Genomic DNA, 22,711 nt, shown 5'->3' with positions numbered 1-22,711 from the left:
GCCACCATCCAGTAGAGCGCGATCAAATCGTCGGCGCGCGCGAGCGCGAGGGCGCCGAGGACGAATGCGACGGCGCCCAGCACCAAGACGATCACCGCGAGGACATCGTAAAGATGCATCCCGGCGCCAGAATACAACGGGGCGGGCGATTCGCACTACTGCACGGCAGAAGGGTCAGTGCGTAAGTCGATAAACGACACCGACGATGGCCAAAAGGAAAATGGCCAGGAACCACGGGATGACCACCCGCATACGCTGGCGGGGGGAGGTGCGCGTACGGACCTGGTGCCGCGCCAGGGCAATGGATGTCGACGCGCCAATCAGGCCAAGGCCCAGCGCCAGGCATACGAGCCGGACCAGGACGGCGCGCTCGGGGGAGGACGTGGTCTGCCAGCCGATGAATTGCAGGGCGGTCGCCAGAACGGTGCCGATGGTGATGAAAATGCTCCCGCCCCATGGAACGCGGCCGCGGGGTTTGAGCGGCGCGGCATCCTCCACGATGGAAATGGGCGAGCGCATGACCGCGGGGGCCGCGGAGGCATAGGCGAAAAGTCCCCAGCCAATCATGCCGGTGATGCCGCGCGCCGTGTCGAAGCGGGTGGAGGCGAGGGCGGAAGGGCAGAGCGCCCACACGATGACGCTGGTGGTGGCGAGCCCCCACACCGAGGCGATGCGCGCACCTTTCGGCCAGCGGGGTTCGAGCAAGGCGGCGCCGATGACGTGCGCCACGCCAATGACGGCGAACAGCTTCGCCGACCAAGGTGCGCCGCGCGACCATGCGGTGGGCACCACGGTGACGAACCAGGCATACGCGCCGGGGACGCTGGCCTGGGCGACGGAGCCCAGCTCGAACAAACGTGGACGGGTGCGCACCGGTATGCGCTCGGTCAGGTCCTGGTCCTCGGCGGGGGTGGGGGTGTCGCTCGCCGCCATGTCTTCGTGCCTCTACGAAACATGCCGCGCGAGGCGCGTGGCCATGATGAGCGGGGCGCCCGATTCTCCGCCCGACTCGGGGAGATCGCGCGCGGCCTCGAGCCCGAGCTGGGCCCATAAATTCCGGTCGAGGAGCTGGCTGGGGCGCACGTTCTGAAGGGCCGCGAGCATGCTCGCCTTGGTGCCGGGGCGATCGCGCTCGAGCTGGTCGATCATGCGGCCCACGACCTTGCGCTGCAGATTGTCCTGCGAGCCGCAAAGGTCGCACGGGAGGATCGGGAACTTTTGCGCCTCGGCAAAGGCGGCGATGTCCTCCTCCGCGCAATAGAGCAGCGGGCGCAGGACGATGTGACCCGTGCTCGCCACCAGCTTGGGCGGCATGGCGGCGAGCTGGCCGGCGAAGAGAAAGTTGAGCAGAAAGGTCTGCAGGACGTCGTCGCGGTGGTGGCCGAGCGCGATCTTGTTGCAGCGAAGCTCGGTGGCGACGCGGTAGAGGATGCCGCGGCGCAGACGGGAGCAGAGCGAGCAATACGTTTTGTTCGCCGGGATTTTCTCGGTGACGATCGAGTAGGTGTCCTCTTCGATCATGGTGAAGCGGTGGTTTTCGCGCGCCATGTAGTCGCGCAGCACGTCGGCCGGGTAGCCGGGGTGGCCTTGATCGATGTTGACCACCTCCAGCTCGAAGCTCACCGGAGCCTTCTCCTGCAGCTGACGGAGAAGGTGCAGCATGGTGTAGCTGTCCTTGCCGCCGCTGACCGCCACCAGGATCCGGTCGCCCTCGGCGATCATGTTGAAATCCCCGATGGCGCGCCCCATGGCGCGACTCAGCTTCTTTTCGAGATCGACGGCGTCTACCACGGCTTCTCCCATACTACGGGTACGACGGAGCGGCTGCAGCGCACCCGCTCGTCGGGCTCCGCCTTCTATCCCGCCTTTTCGATGAGCGAAAGGAACGTCAGCACGCCATGGCCGGTGGCGCCCTTGGCGTTCCAGCCGGTGGCGCGGTCCGACGTGGCGGGGCCGGCGATGTCGGCGTGCACCCAGTTCTTGGTCTTGCCGATGAACTCGCGCAAAAATAGCGCCGCGGTGATGGAGCCGCCGGAGCGATCGCCCATGTGCTTGAGATCGGCCGTATCGCTCTTGAGCTGCTCGCGGAGCTCCTCGATGAGCGGCATGCGCCACATTTGCTCGCCCGAGGCTTTGAGCGCGTCCGAAAAGTCGCGGATGGCGTCCTCGCTGTTGGCGTACCAGCCGGAGTAGGTGTTGCCGAGCGCCACGATGCACGCGCCGGTCAAGGTGGCGTTGTCGACGAGCAGATCGGGTTCGAGCTGGGCGCCGTAGGCGAGCGCGTCGGCGAGGACCAGGCGGCCTTCGGCGTCGGTGTTGATGATTTCGACGCTCTTGCCGTCGAGCGAAGGCCACACGTCGCCGGGGCGGTAGGCGTTGCCGCTGGGCATATTTTCCGCGCACGCCATGAGCGCGTGCACCTCGACATGGGGTTTGACCGCGGCGACCGCGGCCATCAACCCGACCATGTTGGCGGCGCCCGACATGTCGTGCTTCATCTCGCCCATGCCCTGCGCCGGCTTGATGCTGATGCCGCCGGTGTCGAAGGTGATGCCCTTGCCCACGAAGACGAACTTCTTCTTCGCCTTTTTGGCCGGCGTGTACGAGATGTGCACGAAGCGGGGCTCGTTGACGCTTCCGCGGCCCACGGCGTCGATGAGCGCCATGCCGCGCTTCTGGATCTCTTTGTAGTCGAAGATCTCGATTTTCAGGCCGTTGGCCTTGGCCATCTTCTGCGCCTCGTTGGCGAGGGCCGCGGGCGTGAGGATATTCGCCGGCTCGTTGCTCAAGTCGCGGGCGAGGTTGACGCCGAAGGCGATCTTTTGGCCGAGCGCGATGTCCTTCTTTCCATCGGCCTTGCCATCCCCGGACTTCTTCGACGACAGGACGAAGGTGACCGTCTCGAGCACCTCCTTGGGGCGGCGGTCGCCGGTCAGGTGCTTGGTGAAGCGGTAGGCTCCGAGCTCGATCCCCTCCCCCACGGCGCGAAGGTGCTTCTCGATGCCCTCGGGGAGCACCACCACCAACGACTTGGCGCGATCGCCCAATGCAGCGCGCGCCGCGCGGGCGGCGAAGGTGCGGGTCTCGGGGTCTTTGACGGAGGCGCGATCGCCCAGGCCGAGAAAGACGATGCGGTTGATGCCGGGGACGCGGCCGAGGGTCGGGATGGACAGCGACTGGTCCGGCTTGCCGCTGAATTCTTCCTTTTTGACGAGCGCGAGAAGGCCACCCTCCCCCAGGGCTCGATCGACGTCTTTGATGGCGTCAGGGAGTTTCTTGGACGGATCGAACGCCCAAACACCGAAGACGGTCACGTCCGCCTCGAGTTCCAGTGGTTGCGCCGAGCGAATGGAGAGGGAAAGGGCCATGGCTCTCCCAAATACAGCGCTTTGTCCCCACCGCAAAAGCGTTTCTCTGCGCGATCGAGCGGGGTGCCCGCGTGGGGCGCCGCTAGGGGCGCGCCTCCGGCAATGCAAACCGGGTGTAGGCCGTGTGCTCGGGGAGCGCGTCGACCTCGCGCCGCATGACGGCATCGAGGATGGCGGCATTGCGATACGCTCCAATGCCCAAGTCGGGCGCCGCCGCCCCATGGGTGTGCCAATCGGCGTTGGCCACGAAAATTCGCCCGGTCATCGATTTTTTCGCGGGGAGAGCGCGTGGTCCAGGGCAACGACATCGCGCTTCTTGGTGTCCCGGCGGATGAAGTGCTCGAGCGGCTGCAACGCCGGCTGCCGGGAGCATAGCCCGTGGCGCGACGACCAAATCCGTGCGGTCGAAGCTGGAGTCGGGGTCGCGGTGGCGACAGGTCGGCACGATTTGGCCGTTGTCCCCACGGACGAGGCCTCGACCGCGATCCCGCGCGTGGACGTCGCTCACGTAGGCGGGTGTGGTCGTTTCTGGCACGAGCTTCGTGGCGTCGAGAGGTGCAAATGAGGCGGTTCGGGTCAGCCCGCCCATGGCCGGGCCGCGCGAGGTTGCGCCGCGCGCGGGTGCCCCGCTGGGCGGCAGCCGTGTCGCGCGCGAGCAGGAGCGCCATCATCTCAAGGCACGAGCGCGCCGACTATCGAACTTTGAAGAGGCGGGTCATCCAACCATCGGTATCGAAAAGCTTGGTGGCGGTGGAGTCCGCCGTATTGAAACCATAGACGATGGTGGACGCATAATTGGCCCCAGGGATGAGGGCATACGGCGCGCCGTCGACCCGGGTCCAATACGTGGCCCCGCTGTTCCACCCGATGGAGCTCACCTCGGTGGCTTTATGCGACTTGGGATCGTAGCTCCAAATGTGCCAATTCAAACCGTGGATGATGTCGAAGGGCTTTTTGGCGCCCGCCACATCGACCTTCTCGTGGTGAAACACGGACATGACGAATTGGCCTTTGCCGGCATAATAAAAGGCGGAGCCCTCGCGCCCTTCGGTCACGTCTTTGAAGTTGAACTCGACGGACACCTTCAATGTGTTGGTGTCGACCTTGGCCACGCACGTGGCGGCGTTCTCGAGCACCAAGTGAACGGCGGCGCCGCCGGTCCAGGGGCTGAAATAGATATTGCCGGATTCGTCGAGGGTGGCCACGTCGAGCCCCGGGCACGGGGCGGAGAGCAGCTGAATCAACTGGTTGGTGTTCACGTCGAACACGGCGATCTTCGAGTCGTCGGGGCGGCGCTCCCAGCCTTCGTCCGTCCAATAGAGCGGTTGGTACAGGCGCCCGTTGTGGACCACGGTGCCGCGGTCCATGAAGGCGGCGCGCGGGATCATCCCATCACGCGGCTCCATCTTGGGGAGGTTGAACTTGTCGATGATCTTCATCTCCGCCGGATTCCAGACCACGTACTCCGCCGTGCCGTGGATCATGTATGCCTTGGTCGGGCTGATGAAGCGGTTGTACCAAAAGGCCGCGTCGCCCGGCTGGAAGCCGTAAGCCGCAAAGCTGAGGGCCTGGCCCTGTTGCACCAGGCGGCCGTCGTCGCCGACCGTGAACTTGGTGACCTTCGGCTCGTCGCCGCTCGCGACGAAGACGGCTCCTTCGTACGTCCACATGTCGGACTGGCCTACGAACTCGCGCGCATTTTTGAGCGAGAGCTTCGCGCGCGGCTCGAGGGAGTCGAGGATGGTCACATAGCCCGCGGCGTTGCTGTCGTTGTTGGAGACCGTGCTGGAGACGGCGAAGCGCGTGGTCCCCTTCAACCCGCCGCCGCCCGTGTCGTTGCTGTCGCTCCCGCAGCCGCTCGCCGTCCCGAGGAGGCCCGCGAGGACGAGTGACAAGGCCCCGCCCGCACCATGGAGTTTCTTCATAATGGGTGTTCCTTTCGATGAATTAGAGATCTGCGGTCATCTTGAAGAAGAAGGCCCGCCCAGGGCGCTGCGCGCCGTAGAAGTCGTAGGCCTTTTCGTTGGTGAGGTTTTGCACCTCGCCGGTGAAGCTCACGGACAGCGGATCGCTATGGATGCCGTAGGTGAGCGCGACGGCGTGGAGCAGCTGCGCGGGGATCTTCGGCTTGTCGTTCGGGTCCCCGGCGCTCTCCCAGTTGAAGAAGAACCCCTGCACGAAGCGCGTGTTCCAAATGAGCGCGAGCTCGTCATCGGGACGTCGCACCTTGCGGAGTTGAAGGCGCGCCGAGCCGTTGGCAAAGAGATACGGCCGGTTGGGGATGCGATCGTTGTCGTAAGCGCCGAACAAGCCCTCGCGCGAGGTGTTGCGAAAGCTCTGATACGTGACATTGCCGTCGATGACGAAGTAGTCGCCGGGCGACGTCCACCCTGCCGCGGCCTCGACCCCCACCGATCGCGCGGCGTTGACGTTCTGGTACATGTAGCCCTGGAAGTCGCCCTGCATCGAAATCAGGTCGCTCACCTCCCGGACGAAGCCGTTCACGTCACCCCGAAGCGCGCCGGCCGGCGTTTCGCGCGCATCGACGGTCAAGCCGAGGTTGATGTTGTGGCTGACCTCGGGCCGTAGCGCCAAGTTGTTCTTGATGAGCGCACCGTTGCCGAAGACCTCGTCCGCGCGCGGCAAGCGGGTGGCCCACTCGTACGATGCCTTCGCGTAGAGGCCAGAGGTGAAGCGAAACCGGAGCGCGTCGCCGGCGCCGAAGCGGTTCGTCTCGCGGTCGCTCGGGACGAACACGCCGCTGGCGAGGAGCTCTTGGGCGCGCTGCACCTGCAGGTAGTTTTTGACGAACGCGATGTTCTCGAGCCGGCCGTCGAACCGATCGACTTGGTATTCGATGCCGCTCACCAGCGCGAACATGTGCTGCTTGGCGGTGATGGGCTCGGGGATGTTGGGGCTGAGCGGGAGCTTCTCGTCGCCCGTGCGTGTGGTGTACGTGGGCGATAATGAGATGCGCAGCTCGTGCCCTCCACGCGGCCGCCAGCCGACGTTCACGCGCCCGAAGGCGGCGTGGTCGTACAAGGTCTGGTCGCGCGGTCGCCCGGGTTGGATTTGACCGGCGCCCACGCCGTTTGGATGGGTGCATTGGCCGAACCAGTCGTAGACGCACCCGTCTACGTCGTGCAGAAAGGTGCGCCCATACGTGTAGCCGCCGAGCGCGTCGATCGAGATGCGGCCAACCTCGGTGGCAAAGGTGTTTTCGTAGCGAAGGGTGGCGCCTGCCGCCAATGTCCCGTAGTCACCGGCACCGTAAGGGACGCCCTTCATGAAGACGTTGTTCTGAAGGTCCTTGGTGTAGTCGGTGACGAAGACCTTCAGGCGCAGGCTCTTGGCCCATGGGCGATCGACGAACCCCACCTCCAAATGGCCGCCCGCCGCGCGGTATCCATCGTGGAAGCGATCGACGCGGACGGGCGTGAGCCGGCCGTCGGGAGCCGCACTTTCGACGTCGACCGCGTAGTCGTTCTTGGCGTAGTCGTAAAAGCCCGCCGCGCGCGCAAAGAGCCCGCTCGGCTCGTCGAGGTGACGCACGCCGAGGGTGAGGCGGTGCGTGCCGAAGGAGCCGACTTGATAGGACGCCGAGCCATGCGTGCCGCGCGTTTCGCGATCGCTGACCAGGTTGACGGCGCCGCCGAGGGCATCCGCGCCGAAACGGATCGGGACCACGCCCCGGTACACGTCGACGCGCTGAATCAGGTTCACGGGTACGTTGGCGAGACCAAAGGGGTAGCCCGCGAGATCGAGCGGCACGCCGTCGAGGAAGAAGCGAACTTGATCGTCGGTGAGCCCATTGAGCGAAAAGCGCATCTGGGAGCCGAGCCCGCCGCCGCGCTGCACGCCGATGCCTTGCGAGCGCGCCAGCACCTCGCCGAGATCGGCGGTCTGGCGCTTCGCCTGCTCCACCTCGATGACGTGCACCGCCTGCGCCGATTGCCGCAAACGATCCGCCTCTGATTTGCCGCGCACCGTCACCTCGGCCACGCCTTTTTCGGGCGCGGGTGCGCCCCCCGGCGCGGGCGCAGCTTCCGGCGCTGGCGCAGCCACCGGCGCAGGCGCAGCCACCGGCGCGGGCGCGGCTTCCGGCGCGGATTGCTCCGCGGGAAGACGGAACTCGTACGGGTACGAAATGCGGACCGCCACGGGCGTTCCATCGCGACGCGCCGGAGAAAACCGCCAGCGCAGCGCCGCCGCACGCGCAGCTTCGTCGAAGCCATGGCCGGCGTATTCGGCCACCTCCGCCGCCGTCACCCGCCCCTCGGTATCGACGGAGAGCCGCAGCACCACGCGCCCCTCGATCCGTTGCGTCTTCGCCTCGGCCGGATACTCCGCCTCCACGAACTCCACCACCCGAGGCGGCTCGACCCCCGACACCGCCGGCGCCTGCGCACGCGCACGCGCACCAGAAAACGAGGGAGCAGCCTGCGCATCGGAAGACGCACCTGCATCCTGCGCATACGACATTCCCCCGCCACCCAAAAGAGACACGAAGGCCACGGCCGTCGCGGCCACGTACGAATGAATTTTCCGCATCGATCAGCTCTGCGTGGGACGCGTTGGACGTGCAGTCCGCGTGGGATCCGTGCTGCGCGCATCACGCGCCGGACGAACCGCAAACCAAATCGAGACGGCGGAGGGCACGGCCAACGCCAGCCACGACGCGCCATCCCCCACGCCATCGGAGAACAGCGCGGCGAGCAGCCCCACCACCGTGATCACCCCGAGCCAAATCGGCGCGCGCCAAATTTCCTTCGACGTCAGGGTGCGCGTGCGCGGCGATGCCGGTGCCGACGACGATTTCATGCGCCCGTGGCCTGCTTTCCCGCGCCCACCACCGGCTCCTCGTGCTCTTTGTCCTCCTTGTCGGCCTGCATGGTGCGAACCCACGCCTCGAACGAGACATTGCGCCGCCGCAGCCACAGATAGAGCCCGCTGCCGAGCACCACGATGGAGAGGGTATCGAGCACCGCCCACAGGATCTTGAGGGGCAGCCCGCCGTAGTCGCCGAAGTGCAGCGGCTGCGACACGAGCAGCGCGCTCACGTACCAGGGCAAGCTGCGCGTCTCCACCACCTTCGACGTTCGAGCATCGATCAAGGCCGGCTTGGCCAGCTTCGACGTCCACGGCGTGGTGCCCTTCATGAAGGCCACGTAGTGGTGCGGGCCCGCAAAGGGATTGCCCGGACAGGCGATGAACCCCAGCTTGGTCCCCGGCAGCGCCTCGAGCGCCGAATCGATGGCTTTTTGCGGCGAGCCAATCGACTCGAGCGGCGGCTTGTCGCGGTACGGAGCGGTCATTTCGGCCAGCTCGGTCGTTTGCCACCAGCCGAAGACGGGGATGGCCAACGTATTGATCACACCGGTCGCTCCCACCACCAGGAACCACACCAAGGTGGCGATCCCCAGCAGGTTATGAAGATCGAGCCACTTGAGACGGGGCGAGCGATCGCGCCGCACGGTGCCGAAGTGGAGCTTCTGCATGTATGGCGCATAGAGCACCGCGCCGGACACGAGCGAAGCAACGAGCAGCAAGCCCATGAACCCGAGGAACAAGGTTCCTTTGAGGCCCGCGAACATATCCACGTGCAACCGCAAAAGGACGTTCGTCAGCCCTTGATTCAGCGGGTACTCGTTCAGGTACTCACCCGTGCGCGCATCGAAGCTGTACACGGCCGACGGCTCCTCCGCGGCCGCCGTTTCGCCCAAGCGCACGTACCACACCGGCTCGGCCGCGTCCTCGAAGAGGAACTGCACGGCGTGTCCCGGTTTGCGCGCCAGGGACGCGGCCACCATATCGTCCACGTTCGCGCGCTGGGCCTCCCCCGGCATCTCCTTGGGGGTGGCCACATAGCCGAGCGCGCGGTCGATCTCTTCGTGGAAGATCAGCGGCAGGCCCGTCACGCACAAAAGGAGCATGAACGCCGTGCAGATCAGGCTCGTCCACTTGTGAATGAGAAACCAAGTTTTGATGGCAGAAGCAATCACTGTGGCATCCCTTGGAAAGCGGGCTCGGACCGCCCCGACCCGCGGAGATACGGGGGGTAGCTCGAAGGCTGCAACGGATTTTGAAGGGTTCCTTTGAATTTCAAGTCCTTGGCAGGGTCCGCCCGAGCGTAAAGCCCCGCATGCCGCGGGTCGGCGACGCCAAAGGTGCTAGCGAAAAATTGGGGATCGAACGGCGCCAGCATCGTGTCGCGGACCGCGATCGCGGTCATCGAGATGAGGGAGGGTCGCGCGTTCATCCGAAGTCGCCTTCACATCTGCAGGCATTTTGTGAAAACACAAATGAATTTCAATTTCAACTACCTCCAACTACATGAATTGCTGTGGCGCGTCAAGCCTCAGGTGAAGGCGCGTTTCACGGGCGGCTCGCGGTGAGGGCGTACGGCGCCACGGCATACGGCGCCACGGCATACGGCGCATCAGGGTACGTCGCGAGAACGGTATCCGTCACGTCAGGGTACGTCGCGAGAACGGTATCCGTCACGTCAGGGTACGCCGCGAGAACAGCGTACCTCGCGTCAGGGTACGTCGCGAGAACGGTATCCGTCACGTCAGGGTACGCCGCGAGAACAGCGTACCTCGCGTCAGGGTACGTCGCGAGAACAGCGTACCTCGCGTCAGGGTACGTCGCGAGAACAGCGTACCTCGCGTCAGGGTACGTCGCGAAAACGACGTACGGCGCGTCAGCTCACGGCGCGTTCGCGTCTCAGTGCGAGCCCGCGACGGCTTCGCGGCGGCCCGCTTCGCCGCTGCGGAGAAGCGCGCCACGGAAGAGGACCGGCCCAATGAGCTCGTTGATCATGACGGCGCCGAGCAAGCACGCGGACGCATGCTCCCCCCACCCGGCGAAGTGCTTCGCCAAGAGCACGCACAAGCCGATGGCGACCCCCGACTGCGACAGGGTGCCGTACGGAATGATCTTGCGGTGCGCGGCCGGCACCTTGCCGAGCGCCATCCCGATGCGCGAGCCGAGCAGCAGCGCGATCGCGCGCACGATGGCCAGGACGACGGCCACGGAGATCACGCGCTTGAACACGTCCCAGTGCAAGCCCGCGCCCGCGACGGCAAAGAACACGGCGAAGACCGGCATGGAGGCGGACTCGATGTCGTGCACCAGCTTCGCCCCCTCGATGTCCGTGGCGTTCTCCAAAAAGAGCCCCGCCGTCAGGCACATCAAGAGCGGATCGAGGTGCAGCCGAGCACCGGCCTCGGCGCACAGGAACAATATGCCGAACACGAAGAGCGCCACCCGCTGCGCGATCGTCTTCAAGTAGAACGCGAGCACCAGACCGAGCACGGCGCCGCCGCCCATCGAGCCAAAGAGGTGGACCATCAGCTCACCCGCGCCCCCGCCCGCGCTGCCATCGACGGCGCCGAACACGGCGTTGGCGAGCGCGTTGGCGCCGGCGAAGCAGAGGACGATGGCCAGATCCGCCAGGACCACGATGCCGAGGATGGTCTCGCTGATGGGCCCCGAGGAGCCCGTCTCGGCGATGAGCGCCAAGGTGACGGCGGGCGAGAGCGCCGATAGAACGACGCCCATGGTGAGCGAGACCACGAACCGGTGAAAGACGCTCATGCCCGCCATGAACGGCAGCTGGCTGCTCAGGAGAAAGCACGCGGTGGAGATGAACAAAATGGCGAGCAGCAGCGAGACGGCGCCCACCGAGACGATGGCGCGGAGCCTCGGCCGCAGGCGCTTGAAATTCAGCTCGCCGCCGGCGGAGAGCGCGATGAGCCCGATGGCCACGCCGTTCACCAGCTTCAGATCGCGCACCATGCTCTCGGTGACGAAATCGAGGACGCTGGGGCCGGCGATGAAGCCGCACATCAAGTAGCCGGTCAGGCGCGGAAGGCGGAAGGAGGCGAAGATGGTCCCCGATTGCAGCGCCGCCAGGAGCACGAAGCCAAAGGCCAGCGCGGCCCCCGAGCCAACCAACGACGTCTCCTCCGGCAGAAAGGAGCGCGCGGCCGCGATCAGGATCACCACGATGACCAGGAGCAGGACGGCGCGGATCACGAGCTACCTCCTTCGTGGGGTGCGTCGGGCGGCGGGGGCTCCGTCATCGCAGGTGGATCGGGAGCGGGTGGCGCCGGGGAGACCTCGGAGGCCGCGGGGATCGAGCCCGACACATCGAGCGCGGCGGGGATCGAGACCATGGAGGAGCCGCGGAGGTCGATGCGAAGGCCGCCCCGAAGGCGCACGGTGGTCTGCACCAAGAGCTCCGTCAGGAGCCCGCCCGCGATGCACGCGGTCATGAGCCAGCCCACCGATTGCCCTTCGGCGGCGTGCGGCTTGTAGATCGTGGCGTAGCTGACCACAGTGGCCGTGGCGGCGGGAGATTGCGGTGCGAGGGCCAGGCCCAAGGTCGTGGCGTCGGGGAGCCCCTCGGGGCCCGTGATCTTGGCCACGTGCGCGCCGATCAATTTACCGCCCACGCGCGCGGCGACGAACACGGGGGCGAGCAGCCAGCCTTGCCAGGCGGTCACGTCCCACATGGCGCCGGCGATCAAGAGGAAGATGAGGTAGAGCGGCCGCTCGACCTGGAGCATCGTGGCCTTGAGCTGGTCGAAGTTCTTGTGCGGCAGGTTGGTGAGCAAGGCACCCGCGATGGCGCAGGTGACCAACGGCGAGATGGCCAGGTAGCCGCTCATCCCCGCCGAGAGGGCGATGGCGCCCAGCAGATACGCCGTCTCCTCGTTCGCGTTTTTGGCGCTGCGGATGAGCGCGTAGGTCAAGATCCCGAAGACGCCGCCCATGCCGAGGGTGACGAAGATCCAGGCGATGTGCGGGAGCTTCCACGCGGCCACCGCGTCCGTCGGCCGGAACGCCGCGCAGATGAAGCCGAGGACCAGGACGCCCGCCACGTCATCGAGCTGCGTGACATACGACAGGATCTTCGCGGCGCGCGAGCCCGAGCCGCGCGCGATGGCCACGGCGGCGACGGGTGCCGCTTGCGCGGCGCATGCGCCGAGGGCGAGCGCATCGCGCAAGGGGGCGTGGGTGACCACCTCGCGAAAGCCCTCCTTCCAGGTGCTCTGATCCGAGAGCGACCAGCTGGGATCGAGGGTGGCGAGAAAGGTTGCACATGCAAGGGCCGTGAGGGCGAATGGAACGAGCGTCTCGGCCACCACCACGGCGCCCGTCTTCAGGGGCACCAAGTCGAGATCGCGCACATCGAACTGCATGCCCACCACGAAGCCGAGCCAACCCACGCCGAACTCCAGCGCCGGGCGCAGATCGGCCACCACCTCGTCGGTGAGGATGCCGACCTCGGGGAGCCGGAAGATGACCCCCATGGCGATGAAGGGAATGCCGCTCGAGAGCAGCACCGTGAGCCCGAGGCGCCGTTCGATGCGGCGCACCAAGGGATGAGCCGCGACGATCGCCAGACCAAATGCGAGCGCGAGACCTAGAATGACCCGTAAAAACGCCGTCTGATGGGGTTGCTGCGGGGCGGCGGCGAGCATCCGCTGGGAGTGTAACCGATGCCCTTGGGTCTCACGGCACGCGAACTTTGCGCGCCGTGCTTTTCAGCCCTCATCCTCGGTGAGGTCCATCACGCGGCGCTCGAGCCCGCGACCTTTGCTCACACCGCTGATGCGAACCTGCTCCTGCAAGAGCGCCCAAAGGACGTGGCCGATCACCGCCTCCGCGTCGAGCTCGGGGCCACGCTCGAAGTACACGACGAGCTCATTTTTCTCGTCGTCGTAATCGGCGCGCTTCACGATGGGCAGATCCCGCACGCGCTGGATCCCCCGCGAGACCACGCCCTCCGCCGATGTAGCGTTGTAGGCGCTGGCGGCCATACCGCGCGGCGCGCGACCGAGCTTGATGTGCACTTCCTCCGAGGCGCCCGTGAGCTGCGCGATGGTGCCGGACGCAATGAGCTTGCCGCGATCGAGGATGGCGGCGCCGTCGCAGATCTCTTCGAGCTCCTGCAGGTTGTGGCTCGATACGATGAGGGTACAGCGCCCTTTGCGGGCCTTGATGAGCTGGCGCACCTCGTACGCGCTGCGCGGATCGAGGCCGCCGGTGGGCTCGTCGAGCAGCACCACCTCGGGATCGCCCAGGAGCGCTTGCGCGAGCTGCACGCGCTTGGCCATACCGTGCGACAAGCTGGAGCAGCGCTGGTTCCACCAGTCGCGCCCTTCGACCTCCTCGAGCACCGCGCGCGCCATCGACTCGGCGCGATCGCGGGATGTGCCCTGAAGGCGGGCCATGTGGACGAGAAACTCACCGACCTTGTCGAGCGGGGGCAGAATCGCGTCCTGCGGGAGAACGCCGACCCGGGATTTCAACTCCGAGACGTGGTGGGGATCGTAGCCGAGCACCTCGATCTCGCCGTTGGTGGGCTGCAGGTAGCCGGCCAGCATGGAGAAGGTGGTCGTCTTGCCAGCGCCATTGGGTCCAATGAGGCCGTACACGCGGCCGGCGCGGATCTCGAGGGAAAGGTCGTCCACCGCGAGCTTCGCGCCGAACCGCTTGGTGACGTGCTTCATGCGCACGGCGGCCTCGGTGACCTTCTTTTTCTTCGCCGGCTTCGGGCTGGGCTGCGCGTCTTCGGAGACTTCGGACGGTGCAGGCGGTGCCGCCGCGGGCGACGCGACGGGGTCTGCGTTCGGTTCGGAGGTTTCGGGCGACATCAAACGTCTCTCCGCGTGAAGAAGAAAGTACCGGCGGCGGTGGTCAACGCCGCGATGCCGAAGCAAGCCAGCGCGCCCAGCGCGACCTGGTCACCTTTGGGCGACAGGAGGAGCGCGTCGTACGAGTTGGGGTAGAAGTACGTGGCCCACTTTACCTCTCTGAACACCGCGATCACGTCGATGACCCACAGGGCTGCAAAGACGGCGCCGACCACGAAGAGCGCGAGGATGGGAGTTCGGAACTGGGATGAAATCAAAGTAGCGAGCCCGCACCACGCGGCGGCGATGGGCAAGGTCACCAGATAAAAGTGAAAGCCCCACGAAAACGTGGCCCCGGGCGCGGCCGTTCCTGCGCCGCCGATGATCAAGGTCGCGCACCAGATCAAGACGTGCATGACCAGGGTGATGGCCGCCACCACACCCCACAGCCCCAGCACCTTGCCGACGAAGTACGAAGCGCGCCGCGAGCGCACCGTCCAATAACGCACGGTGCGATGCTGCAGGTCGGCGGCGACCGCGTCGAAGCCCAGGATGGTGACCAGGAGCGGGCTAAGCCAGATGCTGATGAAAAGCAGGGAGATCAGAACGAAGGGGGCGCCACCGAGGTACTGCCCCATCGCGGGGTCATCGTACTTTTTGGTGAGCACCGCCTCTTGCATTTCATGGAGGCGCTCGAGGCCAATGTTGACCTCGTCCATCTTCTGCCCCTTGGCAATGATGCTCGCGACCGCGATGGCCCCGAGCAGCGAAAGAACCACCATGGTGAGCCCTTTCAGGCTCCGCAGGTTCTTTCGGATCTCGCGGGATGCGATGAGCCCGACTTCGTTCAGTGCTGTCACTCCGCTCTCCTCATCCTCGTTCCCTATGGCCACGACCCTCGGTCGGGCCCGACGATACCCGACCCAAGGCCGAACACCTAATCGGCCGCGCGCACCCGTGCGATGGGGCCAGAAGACGCGACGCGACGTGTACGCCAGGAGGGGCAGGCTCGAAAAACGGACGGTTCGAGGAGCAAAGGCCCAAATGGGAAAGGCCCCACCACACTCTTCCACGCTACCGTTGCTCCCTCTCGGGCCTGGCGGGGTTCACGTTTCCAAGTCGGTGAGGCCATAACTGCGGCCAACCGCAACTGTCGGCCATCTCTAGCAGCTCCTTCGGCTGCTGGCGAGTGACATGATCGAGAAATCTGTGGCCCCAGGTCGGAAGCTCTGGTACTGCCCGTGTTAGGGGTATCGTGATTTTCACAGGCCCCGCAGGTTTTTGCCGCGCCTACCTCCCAGGACTTCCCAGGTTTTTCCTGTCGCGCTTGCCCTTCAAGCCGAGGCCCTCGGAGGTTTTCTCCCGGATTCAACCCGGCCTCCTCTCAAGTAAGGACGGGAACCGAAATGCGCTCAGGGCTTTATTTTCGCGATAACGAGGACGGAGCACGCCACCTGGAATGGGAGGGCGGGCTCGTGCGCGGGCGGAGACGAGGCATGGGCGGGAAAGTTTTTAGCGCTTCATGTCGAAGAACATCCTGGTTATCAGCGTCGATATCCGAGAAACACGCGTAGCCCTCATCGAGGGGGGAATCATCGCCGAGCTGCACATCGAACGGCGAGGTAAGAGCGCGTACACAGTAGGAAATGTGTACCTGGGCAAGGTGACCCGCGTCCTGCCCGGTCTTCAAGCCGCCTTCGTCGATATCGGCCAGGAGCGCGCGGCGTTCCTTCACGTCGAAGACCTCATCCGACCGGATGACTTCGAAACGTACCTGGCCGGCGGCCAGAAGCGCGTCAAGGAAGGTGCCGCCCTTCCCGAGGTGACCGGCGACGAGGAGCTCGACGCCGAGGCCGAGGAAACCCTCGACGCGATCCCTCCCCCAACCGCCAAGTCGGCCGCCGACGTCTCCGCCGTCCTCGAGGCGCGGGAGAGCGACAGCGACCTCGCCAACATCGCGGACCAAGCTGGCCTCGCCGAGCATGCCAATGGCGCCGCACGAGGCGACGGCGACGCAGACGACGCCAGCCCGGACGACGCGGAGTCCACCTTCGACCGCATCGAGGATTCGCGCGTCAGCCTGGAGTCCCTCGGCGACGATTCGGGCGACGACATCGCGGGCGAGAGCGAAGAGAGCGAAGAGAGCGACGACCAAGACGAGGACGCCGACGAAGGCGACGACGAGCCCCGCATCTTCGAAGGCCCCCTCAGCGAGGACTCCCTCGCCGCGGGCGCGTCGACCGTCGATCTCGGCGACGACTTCAACGAGGACTCCCGGGTCGATCTGCCCAGCTCCCCCAGCTCTCCCAGCTCGTTGTCAGCCCTCGACAAGCTCGAGGACGACGACGATCTCGAAGACGACGACGAAATCGCCGCCTCCACGGCCCCCTCCTGCGACGAGCACCCGCAAACGTCGCTCGACGAGCCGGCCACCTCGTCGCCATCGATCGCGCTCGAAGCGGCCGATGCAGCCGATCCCCTCGACGACGACAACGCGCCAGGCGCCATCAACGCCAACGAAGGCCCCCTCGCCGCGGTCTTGGGCGATTCGAACACCGCCGCGAAGGAGACGCCCGCCTGGGAGGCGCCCGCGCGCAAAGAACCGCGCGGCCGGCGCGGCAAACGCCACGGGGACAAAGGCCCCCGCGCCACCTTGGAGCCGCTGCCCGATTTCCCCGGCATGCCGGGCTTCACCATCACCGATCCCAACGCGCCCGTCCCCCGCGCCCCCAGCCCGCCACGCGCCTCCAACGAGCGAAGCACCCGCGGCGCGCACGCGCAAGGCGGCAACAAGCGAACCCGCCACCGCCGCGGACGCGATCGCGACCGGGATCGCGGGGAGCGCAGCGGGGATCGAGGCGGCGATCGCGGGCGTGAGGGCCGCGACGGCCGATCGCGCGGCGATCGCATCAGCATGAACAACCGCATCTCCAAGTCGACGCCGATTCGCGAGGTGGTGCGTGAGGGCCAGGACATCATCGTCCAGGTCACCAAAGATCCGATCGGCACCAAGGGCGCCCGCTGCTCGAGCCACGTCTCGCTCCCGGGCCGCTACGTGGTGTACCTGCCGACCGTCGATCACATCGGCATCTCCAAGCGAATCGGCTCGGAGAAAGAGCGCTCACGGCTGCGCGAGGCGATCGAGACGGTGAAGCCGCCGAGCGGCGGTCTCATCGTGCGTACGGTGGCCGAGGGGCTCACCAAGAAGCAACTCAAACAAGACGTCGGCTACCTCGTTCGATTGTGGGGAGAGATCGCCAAGAAGAAGGAAGAGGGCGCGCGGGCGCCGGCCGTCCTCATGAGCGAGCTCGATCTGGTGCTGAAGACGGCGCGCGATCTGTTCACCGACGAAGTGCACCAGATCGTCATCGACGACCGCCATCAATACGAGCGCCTTTGCCGCTTCGTGGAGATGTTCGCCCCCGATCGCCTGAAGGACATCATCTATTACTCGGGAGACGAGCCCATCTTCGATGCCTATGGAATCGAAGACGAAATCGGCCGCGCGCTCTCCCGCAAGGTGCCGCTCCCGTCCGGCGGATATTTGATTATCGATCAGGCCGAAGCCCTCACCGCCATCGACGTGAACACCGGTCGATTCGTCGGAAAAGGCTCGAAGGACATGGAGGAGACCATCCTCAAGACGAACCTGGAGGCCGTCCACGAGATCGCCTACCAGCTTCGATTCCGCAATATCGGCGGCCTCATCATCCTCGACTTGATCGACATGGAGAGGCATCAAAACCGCGAAAAAGTGCGGCGGTCGCTGGAGGAGCTCCTTCAAAAAGACAAAGCGAAGACCACGCTCAATCGCATATCCGATCTCGGCCTCATCGAGATGACGCGAAAGCGCACGCGCGAGAGCCTCGGTCGCTTGCTCCACGAGCCCTGCTTTTACTGCGATGGCACCGGCCAGCTCCAATCGAAGGAGACGATCGCCTACGAGATCCTCCGCGAGATCCGGCGCAAACGCGCCGATCTACCGGGCTACACGGTGCTCGTGAACGCGCACCCCGCGGTGGCCGACGTGCTTGCCACCAAGGAGAAAGAGGCGGTCATCGACGCGGAGAACCGCTACATGCGCAAGATCACGGTGGTTGCCCGAAAAGAGTACCATCTCGAACAATTCGACCTTCAAGGGAAATGAAGAGGACCGAGATGGGCGACGAAGACAAGGGCGACAAGGAAGACAAGGGCGAGAAGCGAATCGGAGAGCGCGTCACGATCAACAAGGAATTCGAGTCGTTCGACGCGTTCATTCAGGAGTACGTCACCAACATTTCGGCCAGCGGAGTGTTCATCAAATCGACGAGCGTGCTACCCGTCGGCACCCGCGTGAACCTGCGTTTCACCGTCATCATGGACGATATCGAGACCATCGAGGGCATCGGCGAAGTGGTGCGCGTGGAGAAGGATCCGCCCGGTATGGGCGTGGTCTTCCGCGAGCTCGCCGCCTACTCGAAGGACTTGATCGAGAAGCTTTTGACGCACCGATCAGCGGGTTGACCGCGTTCGCTCGCGCGCGATGGTGGCCGCGTTCGCACGCGATCGTGGCCGCGTTCGTACGCGTTGGTGGACGCGGCGGGCGCCGCGCGACGAAAGGTGATCACGACCTCCGAAAGTCGTGAGTCGGAATGAAACCCACCCGTAAGTGCGGCGCATCCTAACAGCCAGACAATGCCGATACGTGATTGAACGTAGGGGCATTCATGAGTGGGGGGATACATCATGAATAAGGTGAGGGGATTGGTCCATACCGGGCTGCTGGGAGTGATGTTCGCGGCGGCCTCTATCGTCGGGTGCGCCTCGGGAGACTCGGGTTCGGGGCAACAAGGCGACAATTTGACGGGCGACGCCGTAAATCCGCAATGCCCGGGCGGTGGTCCGGATCAGAGCGGGGCAGCCAAGTCGTTCTCGGCGCGCGCGGTCGCCGTCAGCGTCCGCGTCGACATCCAGAACCCGTCGACGACGTCGTGGGACGGCACCGCCGTCCTCACGGACACCAAGGCGCTCCCGTCTTCCGGGGGCAGCGTGACCAAGAGCGCCGCGACGGTCAACGGCGGCGCGGTCGCACAAGCTGGCGCGGCCAACGCCGCGGCGCGCGGCAAGGGCGGCGAAGCATCGTCGACCGCCGCGGTCACCAACGCGTCGCTGTTCCACACGGCGCCGGACGGGTTCCTCAAGGAGATCCTCGGTGAGGATGGACGCGGGGGCACCGTCGCCATCAACCTGCAGGATCTGCTCGAATCGCTCGGCATCAACGACGAGTTGCTCGCCGTGATCTTCACGGGCCCGCTCGCAGGCGGCATCCAGGCGGACGTCATCCAGGAAGACGCGAAATCGTGGTGCGACGCGCAGGGCAAGGCCCACTCGTCGGCCGAAGCCGTCCTCGCGAACTTGGTGGTCGGCGGCACGCCCATCCCGATCACGCTCGGACCGAATCAGAAGATCCTCGATCTCCCCGGCCTGGTGACGATCACGCTCAACGAGCAGACCACCACCGGGGACGGCGGAGCGAGCAGCATCGACGCAACGGCGCTGCACGTGAACATCCTCGACGGCAAGATCGACGTGAAGGTGGCGCGCGCGCAAGCGGGCGTGGTCTGCGCGTCGGGCGGCGGCGGCGGCAGCTGCCCCAAACGCTGAGCAACGAATCCAATCGCGTAGGCGTCACCCGCGTTCGTGACCGCGGGTGACGCACCACGTATCCGCGATCTGGATTTCGCCACGGAGTACCGAAGGGGATGGGAGGGCTCCCCTTCGCGATGCCGGAGCGAAATCCAGATTCGTTTTGTGGGCCTCGCGGCCATTGCCGCCCGATTCGCGCTGCCGTGCCCGACAGGAAAGAGGCCCACAATCCCCCTAATAAGAAGAGAAGAAGAGAAGAAGAAGAAGAGCGACGCGTTCGGTAATTACCGAGCGCGGCGAAGGCTGGAGCGGACTCGGCCTACCTTCGAGTTTTTCCCCACATTGGTGTGCATTGGGCGCAGCGACTTGCACCCACCTCGCATCAGAATGGCCAAGGACGTGCGCTTGCAAATAAGTGAGCGGACGTCGGGGGGGGAAACAATGATTACATCGAAACTCGTTCGCACGGCCATGATTGGATTCTTTGCTGCCACCATGGGCATCATGGGTTGCGCCTCTGGCGATACCGGCAGCTCTTCGAGCGATCAATTGACGGGTGATCCGGCAGCTCAGGCGGCCAAGGGCGGCAAGCCCAAGTCCATCTCGGGCCGCGCGGTGGCAGTTCGCGTCAACCTTGGCAAGCCCCATGGGCCCACCAGCTTCGCGAACCTGATCCCGGAGAAACTGTCGTCGGATACGGGCGAACTCGGACAAGACGGAGCGGCCATTGCGAAGACCGTGGCGCGCGTGAACGCGGGTAATCTCACCCGCGACGCTGCGGCTAACGCATCGACCCAGGGCACGGACAGCGGCGCGACGTCTCGCGCGTCGGTTGCCGCCGGCACCCTGCTCAACGCCGAAGCCGAAGGCCTCCTGGCCGACGTGCTCAGCGACAACGCCGACGTCGGCGTGCTCGATCTCGATCTGCGCAAGCTCCTCGAGAACCTCGGCCTGAAGGACCTGCTGGACGGTCTCTTTGGCGATGACGGCGCGCTCACCTTGGGCATCAGCTACACGGCTGCGGACACCAGCGCCAGCGCATGGTGCGACAGCAAGGGCAACGCGCAGACCAAGGCGTCCAGCACGATCGCGGAAGTGAAGATCAACGGCAAGCCGATCACCATCGGCGTGGGCCCGAACGCCGAGATCAACCTGAAGGACGTTCTCGGTCTCGACCTCGGCCGCATCGTCGTCAACTTCCAGGCCGCCGATGGCGGGACGATCGACGCAGCCGCTCTGTACGTCGAGCTGCTCAACAGCATCGAGGCGGAAGTCGCCCAAGTGCACGCGGACGTCACCTGCGCGCACGGCGATCACTGATAACCAAAGGTTCGGCTCCTTCGGCCGAGGTGGCTCGATACCTCGGCCGGGAGCGGCCTAACGAGACAACGACAACAGGGTAGACACACGGGAGGAGCGCCTTCGGTCACGAGGAGGCGCTCTTCTTCTTTTCTGTTCTTTTGTCTTTTTGTTATTCTTTTGTCCGCGTTCGTGAGCTGCGCGCGCTTCTTTCGACAGGCACGCTTCCCTCTTTCCACATCGTCGCCCGGTGCCTAGACTCCGTTCTCCCGAAGAAAAGAGAACCGCAAAGAAACGGAGGAGCCAATGGCGATTGATCCGAAGAATTATGCGCTGGAAGGCAAGGTAGAAGGCTTTCTCTCCGAGAAGGCGCTCACCGAGCACAGAGACGTGCTCTACAAAGGCTACGTCACCCAGTACAACAACATCCAAGCGGCCCTCGAGAAGGCCGACGTATCGAAAGCCAATCCGCACTTTTCGGAGTGGGGTGAGTTGAAGCGCCGCGAGACGTGGGCGCACAACGGGGTCATCCTGCACGAGTGGTACTTCGAGAACATCGGCGGCAAGGGAACGTCGCCGGGCAAGAAGACCCTCGAGATCATCACGCGGGACTTTGGAAGCCTCGACAACTTCAAGGCCCAGCTGCTCGGCGGCGGCAAGGTCGCCCCGGTGGGTTGGTCGGTGTGGGCGCACTCGCTCCTCGACAACAAGACCCACGTCTACGTGGTCGAGCAGCACCAGAACCACACGCCCTGGGGAGCGATCCCGCTGCTCATCCTCGACGAGTTCGAGCACGCGTACTTCCTCGACTACCAGACCAAGCGCCCCGACTACCTGAACAAGTTCTGGGAGAACATCAACTGGGACGTGGTGGAGACGCGCGCCCAGCAGTGGCTCCAGAAGTAAATCGGACCGAAATACCGATTAGAAGCCCCAGGAGCCCTTTCTTCCCCGGTTATCCGCGCGGGAGAAAGGGCTTCGTCATGTGCGCGGCTTCGGAGGCTTCGTGGACTTGGGGGACTTGGCGGGCTTGGCGGACTCGGAAGATTTGGAGGATTTGCGCGCCTTGCGGCGGGGCTCGTCGCCGCCAGGGGAGCCCAGATACGGACGGAGGTAGCGGCGCAGAAGGACCTTCGTCTCGGCGATGACCGCTTCGCCGAGGGCGTCGTTGCGGCGCACGGAGACGATCATCATGGCGGTGATGTGCTCCACGAGCATGGTGGCGACCAGGAGGCGCTTTTCGGCGGGCAGCTCCTTGGCGCGTTCGGCCAAAAAGGTCTCGACCCGGCGGGCGAACTCGCGGTTGAGCGCCTCGCCCGCGATCAGAAACTCTGGCGACATCTGCCAATTGAGCCAGACGGCGCGGATGATCACCCCCGAGCGCTCGAAGGCGGCAAACGCGTCGATGGCCTGGTGGAGCATCTCGTCCCAGCGCTCGATGCGCGCGTAGCTGACGAGCAGCTCCTCGAACCGCTCGCGCGCCAGCTCGATGTAGCGCACGGCCATCGCGTCGAAGATCGCGCGCTTGTTCGGATAAAATTGGTACACGGAGCCGATCGACGTCTGCGCGCGCTCGGCGATGTTCTCCATGGTGGCCGCGTCGTAGCCGCGCTCGATGAAGAGCGAGGCCGCCGCCTCCAAAATGCGCTCCAGCCGCTCGCGACTGCGCTGCTGCAGGGGAATACGCCGCGCACCGGAGGCTCCGGACGATGTCGTCACTTGACAAATTGGAGGGCAAGCTCACAATCTTGTCAAACGTGAGGTTGCCCT

19 protein-coding genes and 1 other RNA gene (1 of these 20 only partly in view) are annotated in these 22,711 nt (G+C 65.3%); 5 read left to right on the top strand and 15 right to left on the bottom strand.

Annotation, left to right across the window (positions count from 1 at the left end):
* From LZC94_43865 to ffs, 14 genes are all read right to left on the bottom strand, one after another.
* A protein-coding gene (locus tag LZC94_43865) for a hypothetical protein (protein WXB14749.1) crosses the window boundary here: on the bottom strand, window positions 1-119 show its 5' portion. 58 nt of this gene lie to the left of the window's left edge; only the first 119 of its 177 coding nucleotides appear in the window; the start codon lies at window positions 117-119; its stop codon lies beyond the left edge, outside the window.
* Window positions 120-174: 55 nt separating this feature from the next.
* Complete coding sequence (locus LZC94_43860; protein WXB14748.1) at window positions 175-933, bottom strand: hypothetical protein; 759 nt, start codon at window positions 931-933, stop codon at window positions 175-177.
* A 12-nt stretch (window positions 934-945) separates the two neighbouring features.
* On the bottom strand, window positions 946-1,791 hold the full coding sequence (gene ttcA / locus LZC94_43855) for a tRNA 2-thiocytidine(32) synthetase TtcA (GenBank protein ID WXB14747.1): 846 nt from the start codon (window positions 1,789-1,791) through the stop codon (window positions 946-948).
* A gap of 65 nt (window positions 1,792-1,856) precedes the next feature.
* Window positions 1,857-3,368 (bottom strand): leucyl aminopeptidase, encoded by a 1,512-nt coding sequence (locus LZC94_43850; protein WXB14746.1) that lies wholly within the window; start codon window positions 3,366-3,368, stop codon window positions 1,857-1,859.
* A gap of 82 nt (window positions 3,369-3,450) precedes the next feature.
* Window positions 3,451-3,633 carry a hypothetical protein gene (locus LZC94_43845; GenBank protein ID WXB14745.1) on the bottom strand — a complete coding sequence of 61 codons (183 nt, stop codon included), beginning with the start codon at window positions 3,631-3,633 and terminating at the stop codon, window positions 3,451-3,453.
* A 427-nt stretch (window positions 3,634-4,060) separates the two neighbouring features.
* A complete protein-coding gene (locus LZC94_43840) occupies window positions 4,061-5,293 on the bottom strand; it encodes a hypothetical protein (protein WXB14744.1) in 1,233 nt (410 codons plus the stop codon).
* A gap of 22 nt (window positions 5,294-5,315) precedes the next feature.
* Window positions 5,316-7,919 (bottom strand): TonB-dependent siderophore myxochelin receptor MxcH, encoded by a 2,604-nt coding sequence (gene mxcH / locus LZC94_43835; GenBank protein ID WXB14743.1) that lies wholly within the window; start codon window positions 7,917-7,919, stop codon window positions 5,316-5,318.
* 3 nt (window positions 7,920-7,922) lie between these two features.
* Window positions 7,923-8,189, bottom strand: a complete 267-nt coding sequence (locus tag LZC94_43830; protein ID WXB14742.1) for a hypothetical protein — start codon at window positions 8,187-8,189, stop codon at window positions 7,923-7,925.
* Window positions 8,186-9,370, bottom strand: a complete 1,185-nt coding sequence (locus tag LZC94_43825; GenBank protein ID WXB14741.1) for a PepSY domain-containing protein — start codon at window positions 9,368-9,370, stop codon at window positions 8,186-8,188. The genes LZC94_43830 and LZC94_43825 overlap by 4 nt, the downstream gene beginning before the upstream one ends.
* A 724-nt stretch (window positions 9,371-10,094) precedes the next feature.
* Complete coding sequence (locus LZC94_43820) at window positions 10,095-11,408, bottom strand: cation:proton antiporter (GenBank protein ID WXB14740.1); 1,314 nt, start codon at window positions 11,406-11,408, stop codon at window positions 10,095-10,097.
* Window positions 11,405-12,859 carry a hypothetical protein gene (locus tag LZC94_43815; protein WXB14739.1) on the bottom strand — a complete coding sequence of 485 codons (1,455 nt, stop codon included), beginning with the start codon at window positions 12,857-12,859 and terminating at the stop codon, window positions 11,405-11,407. The genes LZC94_43820 and LZC94_43815 overlap by 4 nt, the downstream gene beginning before the upstream one ends.
* Before the next feature lie 63 nt (window positions 12,860-12,922).
* Window positions 12,923-14,035: an ABC transporter ATP-binding protein gene (locus LZC94_43810; protein WXB14738.1), complete on the bottom strand. Its 1,113-nt coding sequence runs from the start codon at window positions 14,033-14,035 to the stop codon at window positions 12,923-12,925.
* Window positions 14,035-14,874, bottom strand: a complete 840-nt coding sequence (locus tag LZC94_43805; GenBank protein ID WXB14737.1) for an ABC transporter permease — start codon at window positions 14,872-14,874, stop codon at window positions 14,035-14,037. Before LZC94_43805 ends, LZC94_43810 begins: the two co-directional genes overlap by 1 nt.
* A 186-nt stretch (window positions 14,875-15,060) precedes the next feature.
* Window positions 15,061-15,147, bottom strand: an RNA gene (gene ffs / locus LZC94_43800) — signal recognition particle sRNA small type.
* A gap of 389 nt (window positions 15,148-15,536) precedes the next feature.
* Between ffs and LZC94_43795 the strand changes: the two genes are divergently transcribed.
* The 5 genes from LZC94_43795 (at window position 15,537) to LZC94_43775 (ending at window position 21,847) form a co-directional block, all read left to right on the top strand.
* Entirely contained in the window at window positions 15,537-18,161 is a 2,625-nt protein-coding gene (locus tag LZC94_43795; protein WXB14736.1) for an Rne/Rng family ribonuclease, read from the top strand.
* Window positions 18,158-18,520 carry a PilZ domain-containing protein gene (locus LZC94_43790; protein WXB14735.1) on the top strand — a complete coding sequence of 121 codons (363 nt, stop codon included), beginning with the start codon at window positions 18,158-18,160 and terminating at the stop codon, window positions 18,518-18,520. The genes LZC94_43795 and LZC94_43790 overlap by 4 nt, the downstream gene beginning before the upstream one ends.
* Window positions 18,521-18,742: 222 nt before the next feature.
* Window positions 18,743-19,660: a hypothetical protein gene (locus tag LZC94_43785; protein WXB14734.1), complete on the top strand. Its 918-nt coding sequence runs from the start codon at window positions 18,743-18,745 to the stop codon at window positions 19,658-19,660.
* A gap of 453 nt (window positions 19,661-20,113) precedes the next feature.
* Window positions 20,114-20,962 carry a hypothetical protein gene (locus LZC94_43780; protein WXB14733.1) on the top strand — a complete coding sequence of 283 codons (849 nt, stop codon included), beginning with the start codon at window positions 20,114-20,116 and terminating at the stop codon, window positions 20,960-20,962.
* 285 nt (window positions 20,963-21,247) lie between these two features.
* Entirely contained in the window at window positions 21,248-21,847 is a 600-nt protein-coding gene (locus LZC94_43775; GenBank protein ID WXB14732.1) for a hypothetical protein, read from the top strand.
* A gap of 75 nt (window positions 21,848-21,922) precedes the next feature.
* On the opposite strand, the gene LZC94_43770 is transcribed toward LZC94_43775, so the two are convergent.
* On the bottom strand, window positions 21,923-22,660 hold the full coding sequence (locus LZC94_43770; protein WXB14731.1) for a TetR/AcrR family transcriptional regulator: 738 nt from the start codon (window positions 22,658-22,660) through the stop codon (window positions 21,923-21,925).
* Between the last annotated feature and the right edge of the window lie 51 nt (window positions 22,661-22,711).

The organism is Sorangiineae bacterium MSr11954, assembly GCA_037157815.1.
GTDB classification, from domain to species: Bacteria; Myxococcota_A; Polyangia; order Polyangiales; family Polyangiaceae; genus Pendulispora; species Pendulispora albinea.
The sequence above is the reverse complement of the archived record's forward strand: the minus strand, read 5'-3'. Positions and strand labels throughout refer to the sequence as shown.